A 21,343-nucleotide genomic window follows, 5' to 3' on the forward strand; every position below is an offset into this window, starting at 1 on the left:
GCCCCATACTGATCTGACTGATCATCAAACGTGACCTATTGCCGGGTCCTGAGCCATCCTTTGCGGGGATGGCCTGGGGGCGGCACAAGGAGCTAAGTAATGCGCTTCCTTTACTGGATTATTTCCATTCCGCTTGCCGTGTTGATTGCGGTTTTTGCTGTTTCCAACCGGGCGTTGGTAACGATTTCTCTCTGGCCGTTGCCGTTTGAAGTTGATCTGCCGCTGTTCCTGCCGATCATGGTCGCGCTTTTGATCGGGCTTGGCATCGGCTTTGCCTTTGAATGGTTGCTCCAGGGTAAGCACCGCCGTGCCGCACGGCGTATGGATAGCGAACTCAAGCGCATCAAAACCGATGACACCACGCACACCACACCCAATAGCGATCAAAAGGCCATCGGCCACAGCTGATCACGTCAAAGGGCTCCGTTTCGGGGCCCTTTTGCTGTCTTGCCCAAACAAACAACAAGCTGCGGGCGTCTGGCGCATGGCGCCCTTGCAGGGCAAGGGGCTGATTTGACATTGGCCTTTGCACACAAATCGGCTAAGCCATGTCCGGTCCGCCCGCAACGGCAAATCTATCAGCCATCCTGACAGATCTGGGCCGACCTAATCTCGCCCACTGCCCGCCCAATGCCCGCTTGATGGAGGACCGCATGACCCAGACCCTTGCTGCCAAAGACCGCATTTTCTGCGCGATTGATACCACTGATCTTGATCATGCGATCAATCTGGCGTCCAGCCTGTCTGGCGTAATTGGCGGGGCAAAGCTGGGCAAGGAATTCTTCGCCGCCCACGGGCCACAAGGGGTTCGGGCTGTTGCCAAGGCAGGCATGCCGATCTTTCTTGATGTCAAATATCACGACATCCCCAATACAGTGGCCGGTGCCATCCGTGCGGTTACGCCACTGGGGCTTCGGATCGTGAATGTCCATGCCGCCGGTGGTCTGGAAATGATGAAACGTGCCGGTGATGCGGCGCGCGAAGCCGCCGACAAGGCGGGGGTTGAGGTGCCATGGGTGATTGCTGTCACCATCCTGACCAGCATGGATCAGGGTGATCTTGATGATGTCGGCCTCAAGGGTCCGATTGAAGAACGCGTGGTCAAACTGGCCGAACTGACCCAAAAGGCCGGTCTGGACGGGGTTGTATGTTCTGCACAGGAAATCACCCCGGTGCGCAAGGCCCTTGGCCCGGACTTCAAACTGATCACACCGGGCATTCGCCCGGCTTGGGCAACCAGTGATGACCAGAAACGCATTGTGACGCCGGCGGATGCGGTTGCCATGGGCAGTGACGTACTGGTGATTGGCCGTCCGATCACCAAGGCCGATGATCCGGTTGCGGCGGCGCAAAAGATCGTCGCTGAACTTTCCTGATCCAGATACCAGCCCCTTAATGCGCGCAGCTTGTCCGGTTTCCGATCAGGGGATGACAAGCTGCCATGCAAATTTCGCGATGGATTTGCGCACTGTGTTATCCCAGAATTGAATCGTTTCAAAAATTGATACATGATGCGTATCTCGCAGTTGCACAAAACGTTGGCCGTGCCACCCGCGCCACCCGCGCCACCCGCGCCGTCGTTGATCTGGATAGTCTGACATGACCGATATCACCACCCGCCCCGGATTTTTCGGGAACCTGCCGATTCTTGCGCTCGCCCTTGCGTCATTCGGGATTGGCACGACCGAGTTTGTCATCATGGGGCTTTTGCCCGATGTGGCGCTTGATCTTGGTGTAAGCATCCCCGATGCCGGGTTGCTGGTGACGGGCTATGCCCTTGGTGTGACTTTTGGCGCGCCGTTTCTGGCGATCGCCACGGCACGCATGGATCGCCGTCGTGCTTTGCTGCTGCTGATTTCCATCTTTATTTTCGGCAATTTCCTGTGTGCGATTGCGCCCGACTACTGGCTTTTGATGATGGCGCGCGTGGTTACGGCATTTTGCCATGGTGCGTTCTTCGGGTTGGGGGCTGTTGTGGCGTCAAACCTTGTCGCCCCGCATAAACGCGTGCAGGCCATTGCCCTGATGTTTTCCGGTCTGACACTGGCCAATGTGCTGGGCGTGCCGTTCGGCACCGCCCTTGGACAGGAACTTGGTTGGCGCTCGACCTTCTGGGCGGTGGTCGCCATTGGCATCTTTGCCGCCAGCGCGCTTTATTTCGCCCTGCCGCGCAAGATCGCCGCATCCACGGGTAGCCTGTGGCTCGAAGCAAAGTCGCTTGGCAAAAAACAGGTTTTGCTGGCCATGCTGATTTCGGTTTTGGCCTCTGCCAGCATGTTTAGTGTCTTTACCTATATCACCCCGATGCTTCAGGAAATTACCGGCATCACCCCGCGTCAGGTGACCTATGTGCTGTTGCTGTTCGGGGTTGGTCTGACCTTGGGCAATTACATCGGCGGGCGTCTGGGTGACTGGCGTTTGATGCCGGCCGTCATCATTGCCTTTGTCTTGCTGATTGCGATCCTTGCGACCTTTACCGAAACGCTGACTTCGGTGATTCCGGCAGTTGCAACCGTGATGTTGTGGGGGGTGGTTGCCTTTGCCCTGGTCTCCCCGCTTCAGATGCGCGTGGTGAACGAGGCATCCGATGCGCCCAACCTCGCCTCCACCCTTAATCAGGGGGCCTTTAACCTTGGCAATGCGGCGGGTGCGTGGTTTGGCGGCATTGCCATTATCCAGGGTGTTTCCTATCAGCACATCCCGTGGCTTGGGGCCGCGATTGCGGTGCTGGCTTTGCTGTTCACGGTCTGGAGCCACCTGCTGGATCGCCGGGACGAAATCCTTGTCGAAAACGGTGCCAGTGCCTGACAAGTTGCCTGACACGTTGCCTGATCCAATACAAAACCCGTCATCCAAATGGCTGACGGGTTTTCTTTATGTCCGGTGTTGTTTTCTTTAACCGACCCAGTGGCGGATCTGATCCCAGCTGTGGCTGATGGTTGATCCGTACTGATCGATGATCAGCTTGATTGAAATCGCGATAGAGGTGACGACCAAAAGCGGCCGTACCAGACGCGCCCCCACCTTCATCACCATATGCGATCCGATCTGCGCACCGATCAATGCGCCAACCGCCATCACGCCACCAACAATCCACACGACCTCGCCCCCGGCAATAAACATCACAAGCGACGCAAAGTTCGAGGTGAAGTTGAGGATCTTGGTATGGGCGGTTGCCTTGGTCATGTTAAAGCCAAGCAGGGCGACAAAGGCGATGGAAAAGAACGATCCGGTGCCCGGTCCAAAGAAACCGTCATAAAACCCGATGGCAAAACCGGCGGTAAAGGCGAATGTTGTCTTGCCGATGATCTGATGGGCATCAATGTCCCCCACGCGGGGTGAAAACAGGAAATACAGCGCAATCAGGATCAAAAGTGCGGGCAGGATGGTCATCAGAATGCCCGGATCAAGCATCTGGACCAGAACTGTACCCAAAGCCGACCCGGCAAAGGTCAGGACAATCGCCAGAACCATGTCGCGCGGATGAACATGACCCTTGCGAATGAAGTTAAGGGACGCGCTGAAGCTGCCAAAACTGCCCTGAAGCTTGTTGGTTGCCAGCGCCTGCGCCGGGGTGACGCCCGCCCACAGCAGGGCCGGAATGGTGATCAGCCCGCCACCCCCGGCAATTGCATCGACAAAGCCGGCAAGGGCAGCAACGGCAAACAGGATTGCAAGAAGTTCAAAACCAAATTCCATCGGCGAGCTTTCTAAATGGGGTGCGACCACACGTTGGGGGCGATGCAGTCTGTCAAAACAGCGCACATCATATGGCTTTGCATCCTTACGTCCAGTCGGATCGATTTCAGTCGTTGAATTGCGCGCAAGCCGTAGTCTAAAAGTCACACACCGTTCTTTTTATGAGTTCCAGATATGCCCGAATTGCCAGAGGTCGAAACAGTCACCCGTGGTCTGATACCCGTTATGGAAGGACAGGTTGTCGATCATGTCGTGCAGCGGCGCGCAAACCTGCGTTTTGCCTTCCCGGAGGGTTTTGTTGATCGCATGGCCGGGCGCAAGATCAATCAACTGACCCGGCGCGCGAAATATATCCTCGGCTATCTTGATGACGGGCAGGTGTTGCTGGTCCATCTTGGCATGTCCGGGCGCATGACCATCCATAATGACCCGAATGTCGGCGTGCCTGACCCGGGCAAACATGATCATGTTGATTTTGTTATGGCGGACGGGGCGGTGGTGCGGTTTAACGATCCAAGGCGCTTTGGGGTCATTACCCTGATCCATGGTGATGAGGTCTCCACCCACAAGATGCTGGCCGGCATCGGGCCGGAACCACTTGGAAATGCCTTTAACGCCGCCGTTCTGGGGGCTGGCATCGCCAAACGGGCAAGCCCGATCAAGACGGTTCTGCTGGATCAGAAACTGGTGGCTGGTCTGGGCAATATATATGTCTGCGAGGCGCTGTTTCGGGCTGGCATCGCACCGGACCGTCTGGCAAAGAATCTCAAACCTGGCGAGATTGACCGTCTTTATCGTGAAATCCGCCTTGTGCTGGAAGATGCGATTGCCGCTGGCGGATCAAGCCTTAAGGACTATCGCCAAAGCGATGGCGAGCTTGGCTATTTCCAGCATAATTTCCGCGTCTATGGCCGCGAAGGCGAAACCTGCATTGCGGATGGCTGTGACGCCACCGTTGAACGCATCGTCCAGGCCGGGCGATCAACCTTCTTCTGCCCCAGCTGCCAAAAATAGCAGCGCCACATAACCTTCGTTAGGGCGTCACACGATCTGTCCCGGGCTTTTGCCAGACTGACGTAGCGGCATCTTGGCAGGTCGCTGATGCATACGGGCGCCATCATTTGAAAACGCGGTGCAATTCATGACACGTCTGGTTGCGGCGTGCGGCCAAAATCGGTAAAACAGTATCAAAATATGGTTTCAGCCGAATCGGCCCGACAACGCCACGGAATCCTGTACCGGGATCAGCGGGCCGAACAGCGATAAAAGGATCACTTGCATGTCTTATGAAAACATCATCGCCGAGAAAAAGGGCAATGTCGGCCTGATCACGCTTAACCGCCCCAAGGCGCTCAATGCGCTGTGTGATGCGCTGATCAAGGATATCGGTGCGGCACTCGATGATTTCGAATCCGATGAAGATATCCGTGCGATTGTCATTACCGGGTCGGAACGGGCCTTTGCTGCCGGGGCCGACATCAAGGAAATGGCCGATTACGACTATATGGATGTCTATAAAAACGACTTCATCACCAAGGGCTGGACCCGGGTGGCGTCGTGCCGCAAGCCGACCATTGCCGCGGTCGCCGGATTCGCATTGGGTGGTGGCTGTGAAATGGCCATGATGTGCGACATCATGATTGCGGCTGACACCGCCAAGTTCGGTCAGCCGGAAATCACCATCGGTACCATCCCCGGTGCAGGCGGGACACAACGCCTGACCCGCGCGGTTGGCAAGGCCAAGGCCATGGAAATGTGCCTGACCGGGCGCATGATGGATGCCGAGGAAGCCGAACGCGCCGGTCTGGTTGCGCGAATCGTCCCGGCCGACTCGCTTATGGACGAAGCCATGCAGCTGGCCGAAAAGATCGCCTCCTTCTCCGGTCCGGTGTCGATGAAGGTCAAGGAATCGGTCAACAAGGCCTTTGAGATGACCCTGACCGAAGGCCTGATGTTCGAGCGTCGCGAATTCCATTCGACCTTCGCACTCGAAGACCGGGCCGAGGGCATGAAAGCCTTTGGCGAGAAGCGCAAAGCCGATTTCAAGCACCGTTGATTGTTTAATCACCGGGCAACTTGACCCCTGATTCCGCGTGCACATATCTGCCTTGCGGGGCAAAAGAGTCCGAAGCCGCAGAAATTGAGGCGTTATGGCGGTATCGGGGGTTGACGAGGGTTTCGGACGGAGCTATAAGCCGCGCTCCGAATTACGTAACATTTGTTTGAAGAGACAGGTTCGCAATGGCTCACCATAAATCGGCCAAGAAGCGCATTCGCCGCAACGCCGCACGTGCAGAAGTAAATGGTGCACGTATCGGTCGCATTCGTACCTTCGTTAAGAAGGTCGAGGCTGCGCTGAACGTTGGCGACAAAGATGCTGCTCAGGCTGCGATGAAAATCGCTGAGCCGGAACTGGCACGTGGCGCACAGCTTGGCGTTCTGCACAAGAACACCGCTGCTCGCAAGGTTTCGCGTCTGGCTGCACGCATCAAGGCGCTTTAATTTATCCCTTACGGGATGGCGAGTCGAAGGCCGCACCTCTGGTGCGGCCTTTTCGCTGCCCGGATTTCGCAGAATCACCTTTTGTTCCTTGATTGCGCGTGTGCAAGAAACCGCAGAAAATAAGGACCGTTGCGGTGGCGAAATCCTTTTAACGTTCTGTTAAAGATCGCCTTGCCTGATGTGGGTCACATCAGTACAGTGTTTGGACTTTGCAGGTCGCGCAAAGCGACTGGCAACGAAGAACCAAAAAACAAAAGGCGCGAGTACACTTCCCTGATGATGTGGAAGGCCAGCGTGTTGATCAAAGCGATGATCAACGCGAGACGGTACTGTTTTGTCTTTTGCGGTCTTTGTCGTGGTGAAATAGGGAAATTCGGGGAAAGGTTCTTACAGTGCAGCACGCCGTGAGGGACACACAATCGGCACTGGGTCAATCCAAAGGGGGGATTGCGGGTGACGAGCACGCAGCACTTGATGATCATGCAGTTGCAACCTGGCAAGTCGTACGCGAAAAGCTGCGCGCCGAGTTTGGCGCCACAGCCTATCGTTACTGGCTTGAACCGGTTGGTCTGATCGCGGTCGAAGCCGGTGTTGCGCGCCTTGGTGCGCCGACCCGCGCCATGCGTGATTGGGTTACACAGCATTATCTCGACCGCATCCAGAAATTCTGGCATTCCGAAGATCCCGATGTACATTTCGTTGAAATCAACATCGTGTCTGCAGCTGCCGCACAGGCCGGTTCAGCCGCATCAACCTCCAAAAATTCCTCTGCGGCTGCTGCGCCCGCATCCGGGTCACGCGCCAAATCTGCACGTAACAACGAGTCCCGCGAAAACGTTGTTGCCTCGCCGTGTCAGCCCGCAAGATCGGGCCGTACCGCAATTGCCAGCATGTCCGATGATGGGATTTCGGCAGCACTGGACCCGCGCTACACATTCGACAATTTCGTTTTGGGCAAGCCCAACGAGTTCGCCTATGCCGCCGCGCGTCGTTTGGCAGAAGCCGAATCGGTCCCGTTCAATCCGCTTTTCCTGTATGGCGGGGTTGGTCTTGGTAAAACCCACCTGATGCATGCGATTGCCTGGCATATCCGCCGCACGCAACCACACCGCACGGTGATTTATCTCTCGGCCGAGAAATTCATGTACCGCTTCATCCGGGCGCTGCGCGACAAGAACACGGTTGATTTCAAGGACCAGTTCCGTTCGGTCGATGTGCTGATGGTTGATGATGTCCAGTTCATCTCGGGCAAGGATTCAACCCAGGAAGAATTCTTCCACACCTTCAATGCGCTGGTTGACCAGGGGCGTCAGATCATTGTTTCGGCTGACAAGTCACCGTCTGACCTTGAAGATATCGAGGAACGCCTGCGTTCGCGTCTGGGGTCCGGCCTTGTCGCCGATATCCACGCAACGACCTATGAGCTGCGTCTGGGCATCCTGGAGGCCAAGGCCGAACGTCAGGGCGTCGAGCTGCCCCAGCGGGTTATGGAATTCCTTGCTCACAAGATCACGGCCAATGTGCGTGAGCTTGAAGGGGCCCTGAACCGTGTGATTGCGCATGCCCAGCTTGTGGGGCGTGAAATCGGGCTGGAGATGGTTCAGGACATTCTGCATGACGTTCTGCGTGCGTCCGAGCGCCGCGTTTCGATTGAGGAAATCCAGAAACGCGTGGCAGAGCATTTCAACATCAAGGTTTCGGACATGCATTCTGCCCGTCGTGCGCGTGCTGTGGCCCGTCCGCGTCAGGTGGCAATGTATCTGTCCAAACAGCTTACCACGCACTCGCTGCCGGAAATCGGCCGCAAGTTCGGTGGGCGCGACCACACCACGGTCATGCATGCTGTACGCAAGATCGAAGAACTGCACGGAACGGACCCGTCCCTGTGCGAAGATATCGATCTTTTGCGCCGTATGCTTGAAAGCTGACTGGTTGTCTGACTGATAGCCAAGTGACTGGGAATTTTGATGAAATCCGCCGCAACTCACGGCGGATTTTGCTTTTGAATCTGGCTGGATTTTTCCCCGAATTTGATCAGTAAAACTGCGAGTCGCGCGGTTTGCCCCGCTTTGCGCGTTCAAGGCATATTTTTGTCCGCCGACTCCTTTTATTTGCTTGGGTTTAAGCCGTAAAAATCCTTCGATTTCCCGGTATGCATGTTATAATGCGCCTTCCGCACCCGAAAGGGTGTGGGTCAGGTAGGAAAACTGATTAAAAATCAATTTGTTAAACAAATACTGACAGACGGATAGGACGGGCATGAAGCTGACCATCGAACGCGCGGCGCTGTTGAAATCGCTGACCCATGTTCAAAGCGTTGTTGAACGACGTAACACCATTCCGATTCTGTCCAATATTTTGCTGCGGGCAGAGAATGATCGTCTCTCGCTCACCGCGACCGACATGGACCTTGAAGTCATCGAAACCACGACGGCTGAGGTCTCTGAACCGGGCGCGACCACAACCCCTGCCCATACCCTTTATGAAATCGTTCGCAAGCTGCCAGAAGGCTCTCAGGTGCAAATCGCGCTTGAGCCGGGCGCAGGTCGCCTGACCCTGTCTGCCGGTCGTTCGAAATTTAACCTTGCGGTTCTGCCGGTCGATGATTTCCCGGTCATGTCTGGTGGCGACCTTCCGGTCAGCTTCGGTCTGGCAGCGGCCGAACTGCGTGGTCTGATCGACCGTGCCGAATTTGCCATCTCGACCGAGGAAACCCGTTACTACCTCAACGGTATCTATTTCCACGCCACCGACGCCGAGGGCACCAAGATCCTGCGCGCGGTCGCAACCGACGGTCACCGTCTGGCGCGCGTCGAAGCGCCGCTGCCTGAAGGTGCTGAAAACATGCCGGGCGTTATCGTCCCGCGCAAAACCATTGGCGAGTTGCGCAAGCTGATTGATGAAACCGGCGAGGCGGTCGATATCGCAATGTCAGACACCAAAATCCGCTTTGGCTTTGGCGAGGCGGTTCTGACCTCAAAACTGATTGATGGCACCTTCCCGGACTACGAACGTGTCATTCCGTCGGGCAACGACAAGACGCTGGATATCGAATGCAAATCCTTTGCGGATGCTGTTGATCGCGTATCGGCCATCTCGATTGAAAAGTCGCGCGCGGTAAAGGTCGTTCTGTCGGGCAATACCCTGACCCTGTCGGCCTCAAGCCCGGAACACGGCACTGCGTCCGAGGAACTCGAAATCAATTACGATGCCGAGGATATCGAGATCGGTTTCAACTCGCGCTATCTGCTGGACATTGCCAAGCAGGTTAAGGGCGATACGCTTAACCTTCTGATGTCGGACGGTTCAAGCCCGACCATTCTGCGTGACACCGACGACCTTTCGGCATTGTACGTTCTGATGCCGATGCGTGTTTGACGGTAAGCACGATACGCTGTGGCTGCTCTTGCCAATAACCTCATGCCAAAAGACGGGGTGTCGATGACAAGCCGTCTTGCCGTATCCCGTATCCAGCTCAGCGAGTTTCGCTGTTACGAGGGCCTGCGTCTGTCGCTCGACAGCTCGCCGGTCGTGCTGACCGGGCCAAACGGGGCTGGCAAGACCAACCTGCTTGAAGCCGTATCGCTTCTCGCACCCGGCGGTGGATTGCGCCGTGCCAAACTTGGTGAAATGGCCCGCAGCGTTCCGCCCACCCAAAACGGGGCCCCGCGTGCTTGGGCGGTTTCGGCCGATATGGAAACGCCCGACGGGGTGTTTCAACTTGGCACCGGCCTTGATCCGGCGGCTCTGGAACAGGGGCGTGAACGTCGTGCGGTGCGGATTGACGGGCAGACCCAGCGCGGGCAGGCGGCCTTGGGCCGGGTATGTGCCGCGGTCTGGCTGACACCCCAGATGGATCGACTGTTTCTTGATGGTCCGTCCGCACGCAGGCGCTTTCTGGATCGGCTGGTTTATGGCCTTGATCCCGATCACAGCAGCCGCGTTGCCGCCTATGAGCACAGCCTGCGTTCCCGCGCCAAGCTGCTTAAGGAAGGCAAGGGCGATGACAAATGGCTGGCCTCGATAGAGGATTCAATGGTCCGCCATGGCATTGCGGTTGCCGTGGCACGTGGCGAATTGCTTGAACGGCTGCGCCGTGCCGGGACCATGGCCATCGGGCCGTTTCCGGCTGCGCGCCTGGCGTTGACCGGCGATCTGGAAGATTGGCTGGAAAGCCTGCCCGCGGTCGAGGTCGAAGATAAAATGCGGGCCGCATTGCGCAACGGACGTGGACGTGATGCGACCTATGGCGGGGCTGTTGTTGGCCCGCAACGCAGTGATTTGCTGGTCTGGCATGATGCAAAGGGCCAGTCGGCAGATCAATGTTCCACCGGGGAACAAAAGGCGTTGTTGCTGGCGATCATTATGGCCAATACCCGCCTGCAGACAAAGGCGCGCGGGGCTGGCCCGCTGCTGTTACTGGACGAAGTGGTTGCGCATCTCGATGCAGAACGCCGCAACCATTTATTTGATGAAATCGTGGCGCTTGGCGTCCAGGCCTGGATGACAGGCACGGACCGGGCGCTGTTTGAAGGTTTGGACGGTCGTGCGCAATTCTTCCGCGTGGAAGATGCCACACTGACCCTTGAAACCACTCCGTGAATGCCGAGGTTGTGACCCTATGACCAACGAAACAGAAACGCCGAACACTGGTGAAACGTCGCCGGAGTATGGTGCAGAATCGATCAAGGTTCTCAAAGGCCTTGAGGCGGTGCGCAAACGCCCGGGCATGTATATCGGCGATACCGATGACGGAACCGGTTTGCACCATATGATCTACGAAGTCGTCGATAACGCAATCGATGAAGCACTGGCCGGTCACTGTGACACCGTCTGGGTGCAGCTCAATGGCGATGGTTCTGCCACCATCCGTGATAACGGGCGTGGCATTCCGACCGACATGCACAAGGAAGAAGGCGTTTCCGCCGCCGAGGTCATCATGACCCAGCTTCATGCCGGCGGTAAGTTCGACCAGAACTCCTACAAGGTTTCCGGCGGTCTGCACGGTGTGGGTGTGTCGGTGGTGAACGCGCTTTCCACCCTGCTGAAATTGCGCATCTGGCGTAACGGCAAGGAACACTACATGGAGTTTTCCGGTGGTGATGCCATCAAGCCGCTTGAGGTCGTCGGCGACGCCCCGCTGACCGAGGACGGCACGCCTCTTTCGGGCACCGAAGTCACCTTCTACCCGGATGCCGAAATCTTCACCATGACCGATTTCGACCTGCCGACGCTCGAACATCGCCTGCGTGAACTGGCCTTCCTGAACTCGGGCGTGATCCTGACTCTGCGTGATGAACGCAGCGGCGATCCGGTCGAAACCAAGCTGCATTACGAGGGCGGCATTCGTGCCTTTGTCGAATATCTCGACCGCAACAAGGTCCGCCAGATCGAAGAACCGATTAGCATTGAAGGCGAAAAAGACGGCATCACCGTTGAAGTCGCCCTTCAGTGGAATGACAGCTATCACGAAACCACGCTCTGCTTTACCAACAACATCCCGCAGCGCGATGGCGGCACGCATATGGCCGGCTTCCGTGCTGCCCTGACCCGTCAGATCAACTCCTATGCGCAGGAAAGCGGTATCGCCAAAAAGGAAAAGGTTGCCCTTTCCGGTGACGATGCCCGTGAAGGCCTGTCTTGCGTGATTTCGGTCAAGGTTCCCGATCCGAAATTCTCATCCCAGACCAAGGACAAGCTGGTCTCGTCCGAAGTGCGTCCGGTGGTGGAAAACATCCTCAATGACAGGCTCGCCCAGTGGCTTGAAGAACATCCCCAGGATGCGCGCAAGATCGTCACCAAGGTGGTCGAAGCCGCGTCCGCACGTGAAGCAGCCCGTAAGGCACGTGAACTGACCCGCCGTAAGGGTGCGCTGGATATCTCGTCGCTTCCGGGCAAATTGGCAGACTGTCAGGAACGCGATGCGTCCAAAGCCGAACTCTTCATCGTGGAGGGTGATTCCGCAGGTGGATCGGCCAAACAGGGCCGTGAACGTGGTTTTCAGGCCATCCTGCCGCTGCGCGGCAAGATCCTGAACGTTGAACGCGCGCGCTTTGACAAGATGCTTTCAAGTCAGGAAATCGGCACGCTGATTACCGCCATGGGCACCGGGATTGGCCGTGATGACTTTGACATCGAAAAAGCCCGTTACCACAAAATCATCATCATGACTGACGCCGACGTCGATGGTGCGCATATCCGAACCCTGCTTCTGACCTTCTTCTATCGCCAGATGCCCGAACTGGTCGAACGCGGCTATCTTTATATCGCCCAGCCGCCGCTCTATCGCGCCAAGCGCGGTAATTCGGTCCAGTATCTCAAGGACGACCGCGAGATGGAGCAATACCTGACCGCACAGGGCACCGAGGACGCCGTTCTTACCCTTGCCGATGGTCAGCAGCTGGCAGGCCCGGACCTGGTCCGTGTCGTCGAGCTGGCGCGCAAGGCCAAAGGCTTCCTTGAGCCGCTGTCGATCAAGCTGCCGATCTCCGTGCTTGAACAGGCCACCCTTGCCGGTGCGCTGAACCCGGCATTGCTTGATGATGATGGCAAACGCCTTGAAGCGGCCGAAACGCTGGCCAAACATCTCGACAGCCTCGAAGAAGACTATGACCGTGGCTGGCACGGCGAAGCCCCGATGGACGAAATCGTCCTCTGGCGTATGCTGCGTGGTGTTGAACAGCGTCATATCATTGATGGCAATATCCTGCGTTCGGCCGAAGCCCGCGCGATTGCAGGCATTCTTGGTGATCTGCGTGAACTGTTTGAAAAAGGCGCGCAATTTGTTGCCAAGGACAAGACCTGGAAAATCAATGGCCCGGTCGATCTGGTCAATGCAGTGATGGAATTCGGCCGTCGCGGCATTTCCGTCCAGCGCTATAAGGGTCTGGGGGAAATGAACCCGGATCAGCTTTGGGAAACCACGCTGGATCCGAACGTCCGCTCCCTCCTGCAGGTCAAAGTCAACCACGCAGACGAGGCCGAGGAAGTCTTCTCCACCCTCATGGGCGACATCGTCGAACCCCGCCGCGACTTCATCCAGTCAAACGCACTTAAGGTTGCAAACCTCGACGTTTGATCCTGAGCGTTGTGTGAATTGACTCATAAAACTGGAAACGCGACACATAAATCTAGAATATGTGACGCATAACTTTGGAAAGGCCTGCTGATGCGGGCCTTTCTTGTTTTTGGAGCTCCGTGTTTCAGGTTTTGAAAGCACCATGGTTATTCGCGTTCGAATTCACCTAGCACCTTGTTCTCATTGATGATCGTCCAAACATAGTATCTTACAACTTTTTGTAGATACACTCTGTGGGCTGTTTACACATGAAAGAACCACTGCGGCAAGGCGTTGCCAAGGCTGTGACGGCGGAACGTGATAAGGGCAGCTCGACGGGCTCCATCATTGCCATACCTGCCCTGGCTTTATTGCTTGGGCTGCTCATCTCATTTGCGCTTGGTTGGTCCTGGAACACCCGAAACGATGAGGCCATCAATGCCGAGTTGTCGCGACTGACGGATCAGGCCGAAGAACTGGTCAAAACCCGCTTTGGTGTCTATGAGTACGGTTTGCGTGGTTTGCGTGGTGTGGTCATCACCGCTGGCCCCGAAAACCTGACCCGTGCTGAAATACAACGCTATATCGCGTCACGCGAAAACAGGCGGGAGTTCCCTGGTGCGCGTGGTTTTGGCTATATCAAGTTTGTTGAGGCCGAAGATACTCAGCAATTCCTTGAGCGTGCCCGCGCTGATGATTTTCCCGGTTTTCGTATTCGCGAACTATCCCCAAATTCCGGTGACCGGTTTGTTATTCAGTATATCTATCCCCTTGCCGGGAACGAAGGCGCCACGGGTCTTGATATCGCATCCGAGGCAAACCGACGGGCTGCCGCGCTAGAAGCAGCACGCACCGGGGATGCAAGACTGACCCAGCCGATTACGCTTGTTCAGGCCGATGGTAATGTCAGACGCGGCTTCCTGGTGCTGCTGCCTGTCTACCATCCGGGTATGCCGATCGGCACTCCGGATCAAAGGGAACAGGCGATCGCCGGTTGGTCTTACGCACCACTCGTCGTTGACGAGGTCCTGTATGACTTCGAACCCAACCTTGGCAATGTCAGCCTGACACTGACCGATTTGTCGGAGTCAGAACCATTCTTTGTGTCGGACACGTCCGGGCAGAAACCATCAAAAAGTCTGACTCAATCGCGCCAGATCAAGGTCAATGGGCGAGACTGGCTGATGCAGACAGCCGTTTTACCTGGTCTATCTCAAAGCATTGGTCTGCTGAGCCCGTGGCTGATTTCCGCGCTTGCCGCAGCTCTGTCATTTGCTGTTTCAGGCATTATCTGGTGGCAGATGCTCTCCCGGAGGAAGAACTTCCATCAAGCCTATGACAAAGACCTAAGTCTTATCGCCTTTCTGAGGCAGCCAATCGCGATTTCGTCGACAACCCTTCTGTTGGGCTTGTCTTTGTTGGTGTGTTTGGCGACCGCTGTCTATATCTGGCGCAAGAATATATCGGCATTTTCTGATGAGCTTATTGACCGCACATCAGAGGCAATCGGCGCGCACCAGGATAATTACTCGGATTACAAAGCAGCCGTGAGCTTCTTTGCGACAAGCGTTCAGTCAATGGCATCTTTTCAGAGTTATCTTGATGATGAAAAGGTCGCGCCAGCCGTTTGGAAAGATCAAATCGCGGATTCTTTTGTCGCCTTCATGCTGTCTTCAGAGGCGGTTACCCAAGCACGCATTGTTGGTGTCGACAATAATGGACGCGAGCTGGTCCGGGTTCAGTACGAAGACGGCCATCTCGTTAAATTGGATCAGTCACGGCTTCAGGAAAAAGCTCAAGAACCCTACATGCGGGCCGCCAATTCTTTGCGTCCAGGTGAAATTTGGATTTCCGATATCAATCTGAACAGAGAATTTGGCGAAATTGTAGAGCCTTTCGAGCCGACGGTTCGTTTTGTCTCGCCGATTTTTGACAACAGTCAGCAACTGTTTGGTATCGCCATTCTGAATGTCGATGCCGCGGGAGTGCTTGCCGAGAGTCTTGCAACTGAGGCGCACGATTTTCTGGCGATTGCACTTGATCAGAATGCCAACATTATCGCCTATCCTGACGCTAGCCGAAATTTCGCCTTTGAAACGGGTGATGCCCCCGCATGGGACAAATTATCTCGTCAAATTGCACTTCCTTGGGGTGCAGACAGTCGACTACAGATGTTTGACAGCGAATTTGGCGAAATTCTGACCGCAAGTAGGACGACCCAGGGCACTGCCAACGCGGCAAGTGGCCAGATCACCTACATCTTTGGGAAGCCGATGCGCAGCATCTATACCGCGTTCCTCCGACCAATAGGTGTTGTCGCGCTCGCCTTCTTTATCACCATCTTTGTTGTCCTGATGACTTTGTATACCTCATGGCGCAAGGGACGGCAGGAGCAGTTACTAGACGAGCAAATTGTTGCCGCAGACCGCATAAAAGAGCAGGAGGAACTATTTCGCGGCATTCTTGCAGCAGCGCCCGAGGCGATGCTGGTCATTGATGATCAAGGCATCATCACTCTTGCCAACGATCAGGCCGGATCAACATTTGTGTATGATACCGATGAACTGTTGGGCCGTTCCGTCAGCATATTTGTCAGACCTCAAGACGTCGCCGCCCATGAAGCGGGAATGAAGCAGTATATGACAAACCCTGGTTTAGTGGCGATGGGTCGTGACAGGGAAATCATCGCACAAAGGAAGGATGGCTCAACCTTCCCGATTGAAATAAACCTCGCCCCGGCGCAGCTTTCGGGCAAAACAATTGTCATTGTGTCCCTACGTGACTTGACCGAGGCCCGCAATGCCGAGGCGGTGTTGCTTGCCGCAAAAGAAGCCGCCCTGAAGGCAAGTGAAGCCAAGGGCGCCTTCATGGCCAATATCAGTCATGAAATCAGAACACCGCTCAATGCGATTATCGGTCTGACCAGCCTGTTGTTTGATGATGACTTGCCCGATCGCCATCGGGATTATCTGAACAAGATCAATCTTGCAGGCCGTTCTTTGCTGGGTATCGTTAATGACGTTCTTGATCTTGCAAAGATCGAAGCCGACGAGATGACCCTTGAAAAGGTTGTCTTCGCCCCAAAAGAAAAACTGACCGAGATTGAAACAGTTCTTAAGAATCAGGCTGAAAACGCCGGCATAAAACTGATAAGCGAATTTGGACCGGGCGTGCCGGACTTGGTGATTGGCGATGGTAACCGCCTTGGTCAAATTTTGACCAATCTTGTGGGCAATGCCATCAAATTCACGGAAAAAGGTTCTGTCACGCTCAAAGCCGAACGGATCGAAACACAAAGTCCCGATACAGCAGAGAATGTTACTTTGCATTTCTCGGTAACCGATACCGGCATAGGCATCCCCGAAGATGTGCAGGCAAAACTGTTTCAGCCATTTTCGCAAGCCGACAGCAGCACCTCGCGTAAGTTTGGCGGAACAGGACTTGGTCTGTCGATTGTACGAAAAATGGCCGATTTGATGGGCGGCACGTACAGCCTTGTGAGCGAACCTGGAAAAGGCAGCACCTTTGCCGTGACCATTCCGTTTGAACTGGTCAAAGCAGATGGCAGTGACGAACAAGATACCGGGTCTGATCCCCTGTTTGTCTTTATTGTCGAAGACAATCATGCTGAATGCTTGCGTTTGAAAGAACTGGCGACGTCTTTGGGGTGGCGCGCAGTTGCACTTTCCACCGGCCAAGAGCTGGTTGATGAGTATATGCAACGCCACAGAAACAACAGGCGACTGCCAGATGCCATCATCATTGATTGGCAATTGCCCGACTTCGATGGGTTGCGTGCTATTCAAATGCTGGCAGATGAAGTCGGTGAGGACACCTTGCCTGCAGCCCTGATGATTTCGGCCTTTGACAAAGATAAAATTGCCGAAATAGACGCAAGCAGGCTGGTCGATGAAATCGTCACTAAACCGATTGACGGCTCCACCCTGTTTAACACCGTCAACGAGATCGTTTCGGCGAAAACCGGTCGCCTGAATAGAGTGCTGGAGCTGACACGCACGGCCTCTCTGAACGCGAACTGGCTGGCTGATATCAAGGTTCTTGTTGTTGATGACAGCGCCCTTAACCGGGAAGTCGCAGATCAAATACTAAAGAGAAATGGCGCGAACTCAATAGCGGTCGAAAGCGCAGAGAAATGCATTGAACTGCTCGAAAACACACCACAGATGTTTGACGCCGTGCTGATGGATATTCAGATGCCCGGCATGGACGGGTACGAAGCGACCCAGTTTATTCGCAACAACCTGAAACTGGAAAATCTGCCGATCATTGCCCTGACAGCTGGTGCTCTTGTAGAGGAAAAGAAGGCAGCGCTGAATGCCGGGATGAATGACTTCCTGACCAAACCGATCGAACCGCAGAGCCTCATCACAAGAATAAGAGCATGTGTTGAACAAAATCGCGGCCAATCAATTCCGGTAACCCCGCATGTGTCGGCCGCAAAACCTCAGACGGCCGTGTCGGAAGTCGCCGATAGCAGCACTACTGACAGCCCCCCTGCATCAGCAGATCTGGCGTCAAATGACGACGAGGAGGCATTACCCCTCTGGGACAAGCAAAGGGGACTGACGTTGGTTCACGGCAACGAGGCCCTGTTGATCAGGATTGCCGGCTTGTTCCCGCCCCAGGCACGCGAGATCATCGATAAGCTGCGCACGGCTTTGTCCGATGAAGATGCTAAAACCTGTGCGATGTTGCTGCATACGTTGCAAGGTGCCGCATCGCAAGTTGCCGCCCTCAAGGCTGCTGCACACGGCAAAAAACTTGAAAACATCACACTTGAAGAAGGCGTCTCCACCTTGAAAACGGAGTTCGATGAGTTTGCCAAAACTGTCGAAGATACGGCAATCCTTATGGAAGCTTGGCTGACCAATGGCGTATCAGAAACCGCGCCAGCCAACGGCCAGAACGAGGACCTGATAAACTTGTTGAATTTGCTTGAAGCTGGAAGTGCTGATGCAATGGAAAAATTCAAACAAGTGACATCAGAGCTGGTGGAATTGACCTCTCACGATCAAGTCGCAATCATGGAGAACCATCTGCGCAATCTTGACTTCGACATTGTTGCCGAGATGATCAAACCCATTGCGAAAAGTAACTCAGAATAACAAACCAGACGCAAAAATCCGGTGGTTAAACACTTACGTTATCGCCGGTGCGTCTCAACTCGGTCGCGAGATATGAAATCAGCAATTTGCCAATATGCGAAACATGGTCAAGGTGCGCGACAAACCGCGTAATCGATTGCTTGAGTGCGTCTTGATCCGACTGTTTTGCCTCAACCATCGCGAAGTCATTGGCCAGTGACTTCGCGTACTCACTGCCCTTGGGATCACCGACCAGAGACAGCATACCACCCAGTGTTTGGAGCTCTCTTACGATATCCTCTTGCACATTTTCTGGAGTATGTTTGGCCAATTGACCGCGGACACGTCCGATATCAAGAATAAGGGTTTCAAGCGCACGGTTATACGAAGCGATGCTGCCATCAAAATTGCCAATCGAAGCTTTAAGGTCGATCCCGAATTCACCTGCAAGTGACGTCGTGCGTTCTGATAAGTTGATGTGTTCCTTATCGGACGTCTTGGCTGCTTTTTCGCGCAGGTTGTTGACAATGGTTGCTGCAATTTCTTTTGCCAGAAACGGCTTTTGCACTACGTCTTGCGCCCCTGACTTAAAGCAATCGCTACGCACGGTTTCCGATGTATTTGCTGTCATAATGACAATTGGCAAAGAAAGATAACCAAGTGACCTGATCTGCTTGACCGCAGACAAGCCATCAAGATCAGGCATATGTATATCCATCAGAACAAGGTCAAGCGCACTGGCTGCGTTCTGGATTGTCGAAATTGCCCCATATCCGCCACCGGCCGTAATGACCTTTGCCCCGTACAAAGACAGGAACTCCTTGGCGACCTCAAGGTTCATGGCATTGTCATCAACCACCAGAACTTTCCGTCCCGCTAACATGTCGACCTCCGGCTGTTTCTCGATGCTCGCGAGCACAAGTTTGTCAGGCTCATATTTGTGGGCCATTGCATCCGCAACCGCGTCCAGCAACATGGTTACACTGACCGGCTTGGTAAGAAATCCGTTGATGACTTTTGATCGGTCCAGGGAGCTTTTTGACATAAAATCGTGACTGTGTGCCGTGATCATCACGATAATTGGAAGCCTCCCGCCATCAATTTCCTCACGGATTTTTTGTGACGTATCCCAGCCGTCAATGTCTGGCATACGCCAATCGACCAGTACGATGTCATAGGCCGCATCCAGGGCGGATTTAAAATTCATCATATGCAACGCAGCCTCTCCCGACGCTGCGACGTCTGCATGCCAGCCTATTTCGTGGGCAAGTTCCTGAAGCACCTCGCGGGATGCCGGATTATCATCAATGATCAGAGCTCGAAGGTTTTTCAGATGATTCGGGACAACAAAGGCCGCTCCCATATCGTCGGTGACGATCCCCTTTAAAGTCAGTTTAAAGCCAAGATTATCTGCGAAAAAGCGGCCAGCCTGAAGTTCGCCTTTGACGGCACCCGCAAGGCGCCTTGCGATTTCAAGATCAAGACTGATCTTGTCGGGATCGTGAATGGAACCGGTTTTGTTCCGGGGCAACGTCGCTGAGTTCTGCAGGACCTCAATGCTCAGTTCAGTCGCACTGTTATTGCTCTCAACAATTCTTGGCCTGACAATAACTGATCCGTCCAGGTCGGTCTGGACGATATGCGCCACAAGATGGCCAATGAGCTTCTCAAGCACCTCCCGCGGGAACCTTACATTTCGGAAGACAGAGCGATCCGTATCGTACAGCACCTCGAAAGTATCGGAATCGGTGCGACGGTTCAGAGTATCGGAAAGGCCACGTAAAAGCTCGTCAATGCTGTAAACGTTGCCAGCCTGGCCGGAATACTCGTCGATTTCGAAGAAATCGATGAGGGTATCAACACTCTCAAGAATCAACTTGGTAGAGCCATCAAGGGCATCAAGATATTTTGTTTGTTGCTTGGGATCAGGGCCACCTCTCAGAAGCTCGATCATGCCGAGCAACCCTTGCAGTTCGGTTCTCAAGCCATGATTGAGTTCCTTTAGCAAGGTGCGGTCATCGTCACGCAACCGCAAGGCCTCTATCATTTCAATTCTTCGGTTCTCGCCAAATTTGGCTTCGGAAAGGGGTTCGGCGATCTCAATAAACAGGGCCCGATCCTCAGGCCCGGGATACCCTACCCAAGTCAGATGAAACACGCCGTGACTTTTCACCTTGCCCCGCAGGCAAAGTTCTCCGGCAAGATAGCCAGACTTGCCAATTGCCAGTTGGGACGTTTCGATGTCCCAGACATCGTCGCTTGAGGAGTGATTGTTAAAGGTAATATGTGCTTCTTTAAGGCGGTTTCTTGAGACACCCCAAAGGCTCTCAAGAATATGATTGCTCTCAAGAATCTGTCGGTTCTGGTTGATGATCAGACAAGGCGACAAAGAGATTTCAAGGTAATCCCTGAGGTTCTCCAGACCTGCGTCACCTTCCGTCTCTTCGTTATCTGTTGATCGACGGTCATCCCAAACAAGCTCGTTGGGCAAAAAGTAGCCGGAAAAGAACGCAGCAATGCTCGACATCAAAGCCGCAATGACAATGGCGGGATGAAGTTCATAGTCACCCCCAAGGGTCGCAAGTGAAACGACAACCAGAGCGCAAGATACACAGAAAACTGCCAGCGGCCAGAACCGACGACTTTTCAATACTTTCTCCACCGACGGAAATATCTACCGAACTGATATTGGGACGAATTGTTGTCGTTCAAGTTGCGCAGTATCTTTGATTTATTTTGCACAACACCTTGCGTCATCAGATCAAACAAAAAACCGGAGACAAGTGAACATCTTGTCTCCGGCTTTGTTCTTGACGTGTCGTGACCTTGTCGGTCGTCACTTCCTGATCACAGCATCCCTTCGGACTTCGCCCAATCAAGCGCCCGGTCAAGCGCGCGGCCCAGACGGGCGTGGATTTCGCGGACATCGTCCTCGGTCACGATCAGCGGCGGGCAGAGTGCAACCGTGTCATAGACATTG

14 protein-coding genes are annotated in these 21,343 nt (G+C 54.7%); 11 read left to right on the forward strand and 3 right to left on the reverse strand.

Annotated elements, in window-relative coordinates:
- Positions 1-99 precede the first annotated feature (99 nt).
- From AUQ43_RS16280 to AUQ43_RS16290, 3 genes are all read left to right on the forward strand, one after another.
- A complete protein-coding gene (locus AUQ43_RS16280; RefSeq protein WP_062957218.1) occupies positions 100-408 on the forward strand; it encodes a lipopolysaccharide assembly LapA domain-containing protein in 309 nt (102 codons plus the stop codon).
- A 245-nt stretch (positions 409-653) separates the two neighbouring features.
- Complete coding sequence (gene pyrF / locus AUQ43_RS16285; RefSeq protein WP_062957388.1) at positions 654-1,376, forward strand: orotidine-5'-phosphate decarboxylase; 723 nt, start codon at positions 654-656, stop codon at positions 1,374-1,376.
- Between the two features lie 223 nt (positions 1,377-1,599).
- Entirely contained in the window at positions 1,600-2,808 is a 1,209-nt protein-coding gene (locus tag AUQ43_RS16290) for an MFS transporter (RefSeq protein ID WP_062957219.1), read from the forward strand.
- A gap of 87 nt (positions 2,809-2,895) precedes the next feature.
- On the opposite strand, the gene AUQ43_RS16295 is transcribed toward AUQ43_RS16290, so the two are convergent.
- Positions 2,896-3,699 (reverse strand): TSUP family transporter, encoded by an 804-nt coding sequence (locus tag AUQ43_RS16295; protein WP_062957220.1) that lies wholly within the window; start codon positions 3,697-3,699, stop codon positions 2,896-2,898.
- A 174-nt stretch (positions 3,700-3,873) separates the two neighbouring features.
- On the opposite strand from AUQ43_RS16295, the gene mutM reads away from it, so the two are divergent.
- From mutM to gyrB, 7 genes are all read left to right on the forward strand, one after another.
- On the forward strand, positions 3,874-4,713 hold the full coding sequence (gene mutM / locus AUQ43_RS16300; RefSeq protein ID WP_062957221.1) for a bifunctional DNA-formamidopyrimidine glycosylase/DNA-(apurinic or apyrimidinic site) lyase: 840 nt from the start codon (positions 3,874-3,876) through the stop codon (positions 4,711-4,713).
- A 265-nt stretch (positions 4,714-4,978) separates the two neighbouring features.
- A complete protein-coding gene (locus AUQ43_RS16305) occupies positions 4,979-5,755 on the forward strand; it encodes an enoyl-CoA hydratase (protein WP_062957222.1) in 777 nt (258 codons plus the stop codon).
- 185 nt (positions 5,756-5,940) lie between these two features.
- Positions 5,941-6,201, forward strand: coding sequence for a 30S ribosomal protein S20 (gene rpsT / locus AUQ43_RS16310; protein ID WP_062957223.1), 261 nt, complete (start codon positions 5,941-5,943; stop codon positions 6,199-6,201).
- A gap of 446 nt (positions 6,202-6,647) precedes the next feature.
- Positions 6,648-8,129, forward strand: coding sequence for a chromosomal replication initiator protein DnaA (dnaA, locus tag AUQ43_RS16315; protein ID WP_062957389.1), 1,482 nt, complete (start codon positions 6,648-6,650; stop codon positions 8,127-8,129).
- A gap of 331 nt (positions 8,130-8,460) precedes the next feature.
- Positions 8,461-9,579, forward strand: a complete 1,119-nt coding sequence (gene dnaN / locus AUQ43_RS16320) for a DNA polymerase III subunit beta (protein ID WP_062957224.1) — start codon at positions 8,461-8,463, stop codon at positions 9,577-9,579.
- Positions 9,580-9,642: 63 nt separating this feature from the next.
- A complete protein-coding gene (gene recF / locus AUQ43_RS16325) occupies positions 9,643-10,803 on the forward strand; it encodes a DNA replication/repair protein RecF (protein WP_062957390.1) in 1,161 nt (386 codons plus the stop codon).
- Positions 10,804-10,822: 19 nt separating this feature from the next.
- Positions 10,823-13,279: a DNA topoisomerase (ATP-hydrolyzing) subunit B gene (gene gyrB / locus AUQ43_RS16330; protein WP_062957225.1), complete on the forward strand. Its 2,457-nt coding sequence runs from the start codon at positions 10,823-10,825 to the stop codon at positions 13,277-13,279.
- A 368-nt stretch (positions 13,280-13,647) separates the two neighbouring features.
- Here gyrB and AUQ43_RS20595 read toward each other — a convergent pair whose 3' ends face one another.
- Positions 13,648-13,836 carry a hypothetical protein gene (locus tag AUQ43_RS20595; RefSeq protein WP_232310714.1) on the reverse strand — a complete coding sequence of 63 codons (189 nt, stop codon included), beginning with the start codon at positions 13,834-13,836 and terminating at the stop codon, positions 13,648-13,650.
- Here AUQ43_RS20595 and AUQ43_RS16335 point away from each other — a divergent pair.
- Positions 13,789-18,384, forward strand: coding sequence for a CHASE domain-containing protein (locus AUQ43_RS16335; protein ID WP_232310713.1), 4,596 nt, complete (start codon positions 13,789-13,791; stop codon positions 18,382-18,384). The genes AUQ43_RS20595 and AUQ43_RS16335 overlap by 48 nt on opposite strands.
- A 25-nt stretch (positions 18,385-18,409) precedes the next feature.
- Here the strand turns inward: AUQ43_RS16335 and AUQ43_RS16340 are convergent, their stop codons facing one another.
- A complete protein-coding gene (locus AUQ43_RS16340; protein ID WP_062957227.1) occupies positions 18,410-21,013 on the reverse strand; it encodes a hybrid sensor histidine kinase/response regulator in 2,604 nt (867 codons plus the stop codon).
- Between the last annotated feature and the right edge of the window lie 330 nt (positions 21,014-21,343).

Source organism: Thalassospira sp. MCCC 1A01148, assembly GCF_001613795.1.
In the GTDB taxonomy this organism is placed as follows: domain Bacteria; phylum Pseudomonadota; class Alphaproteobacteria; order Rhodospirillales; family Thalassospiraceae; genus Thalassospira.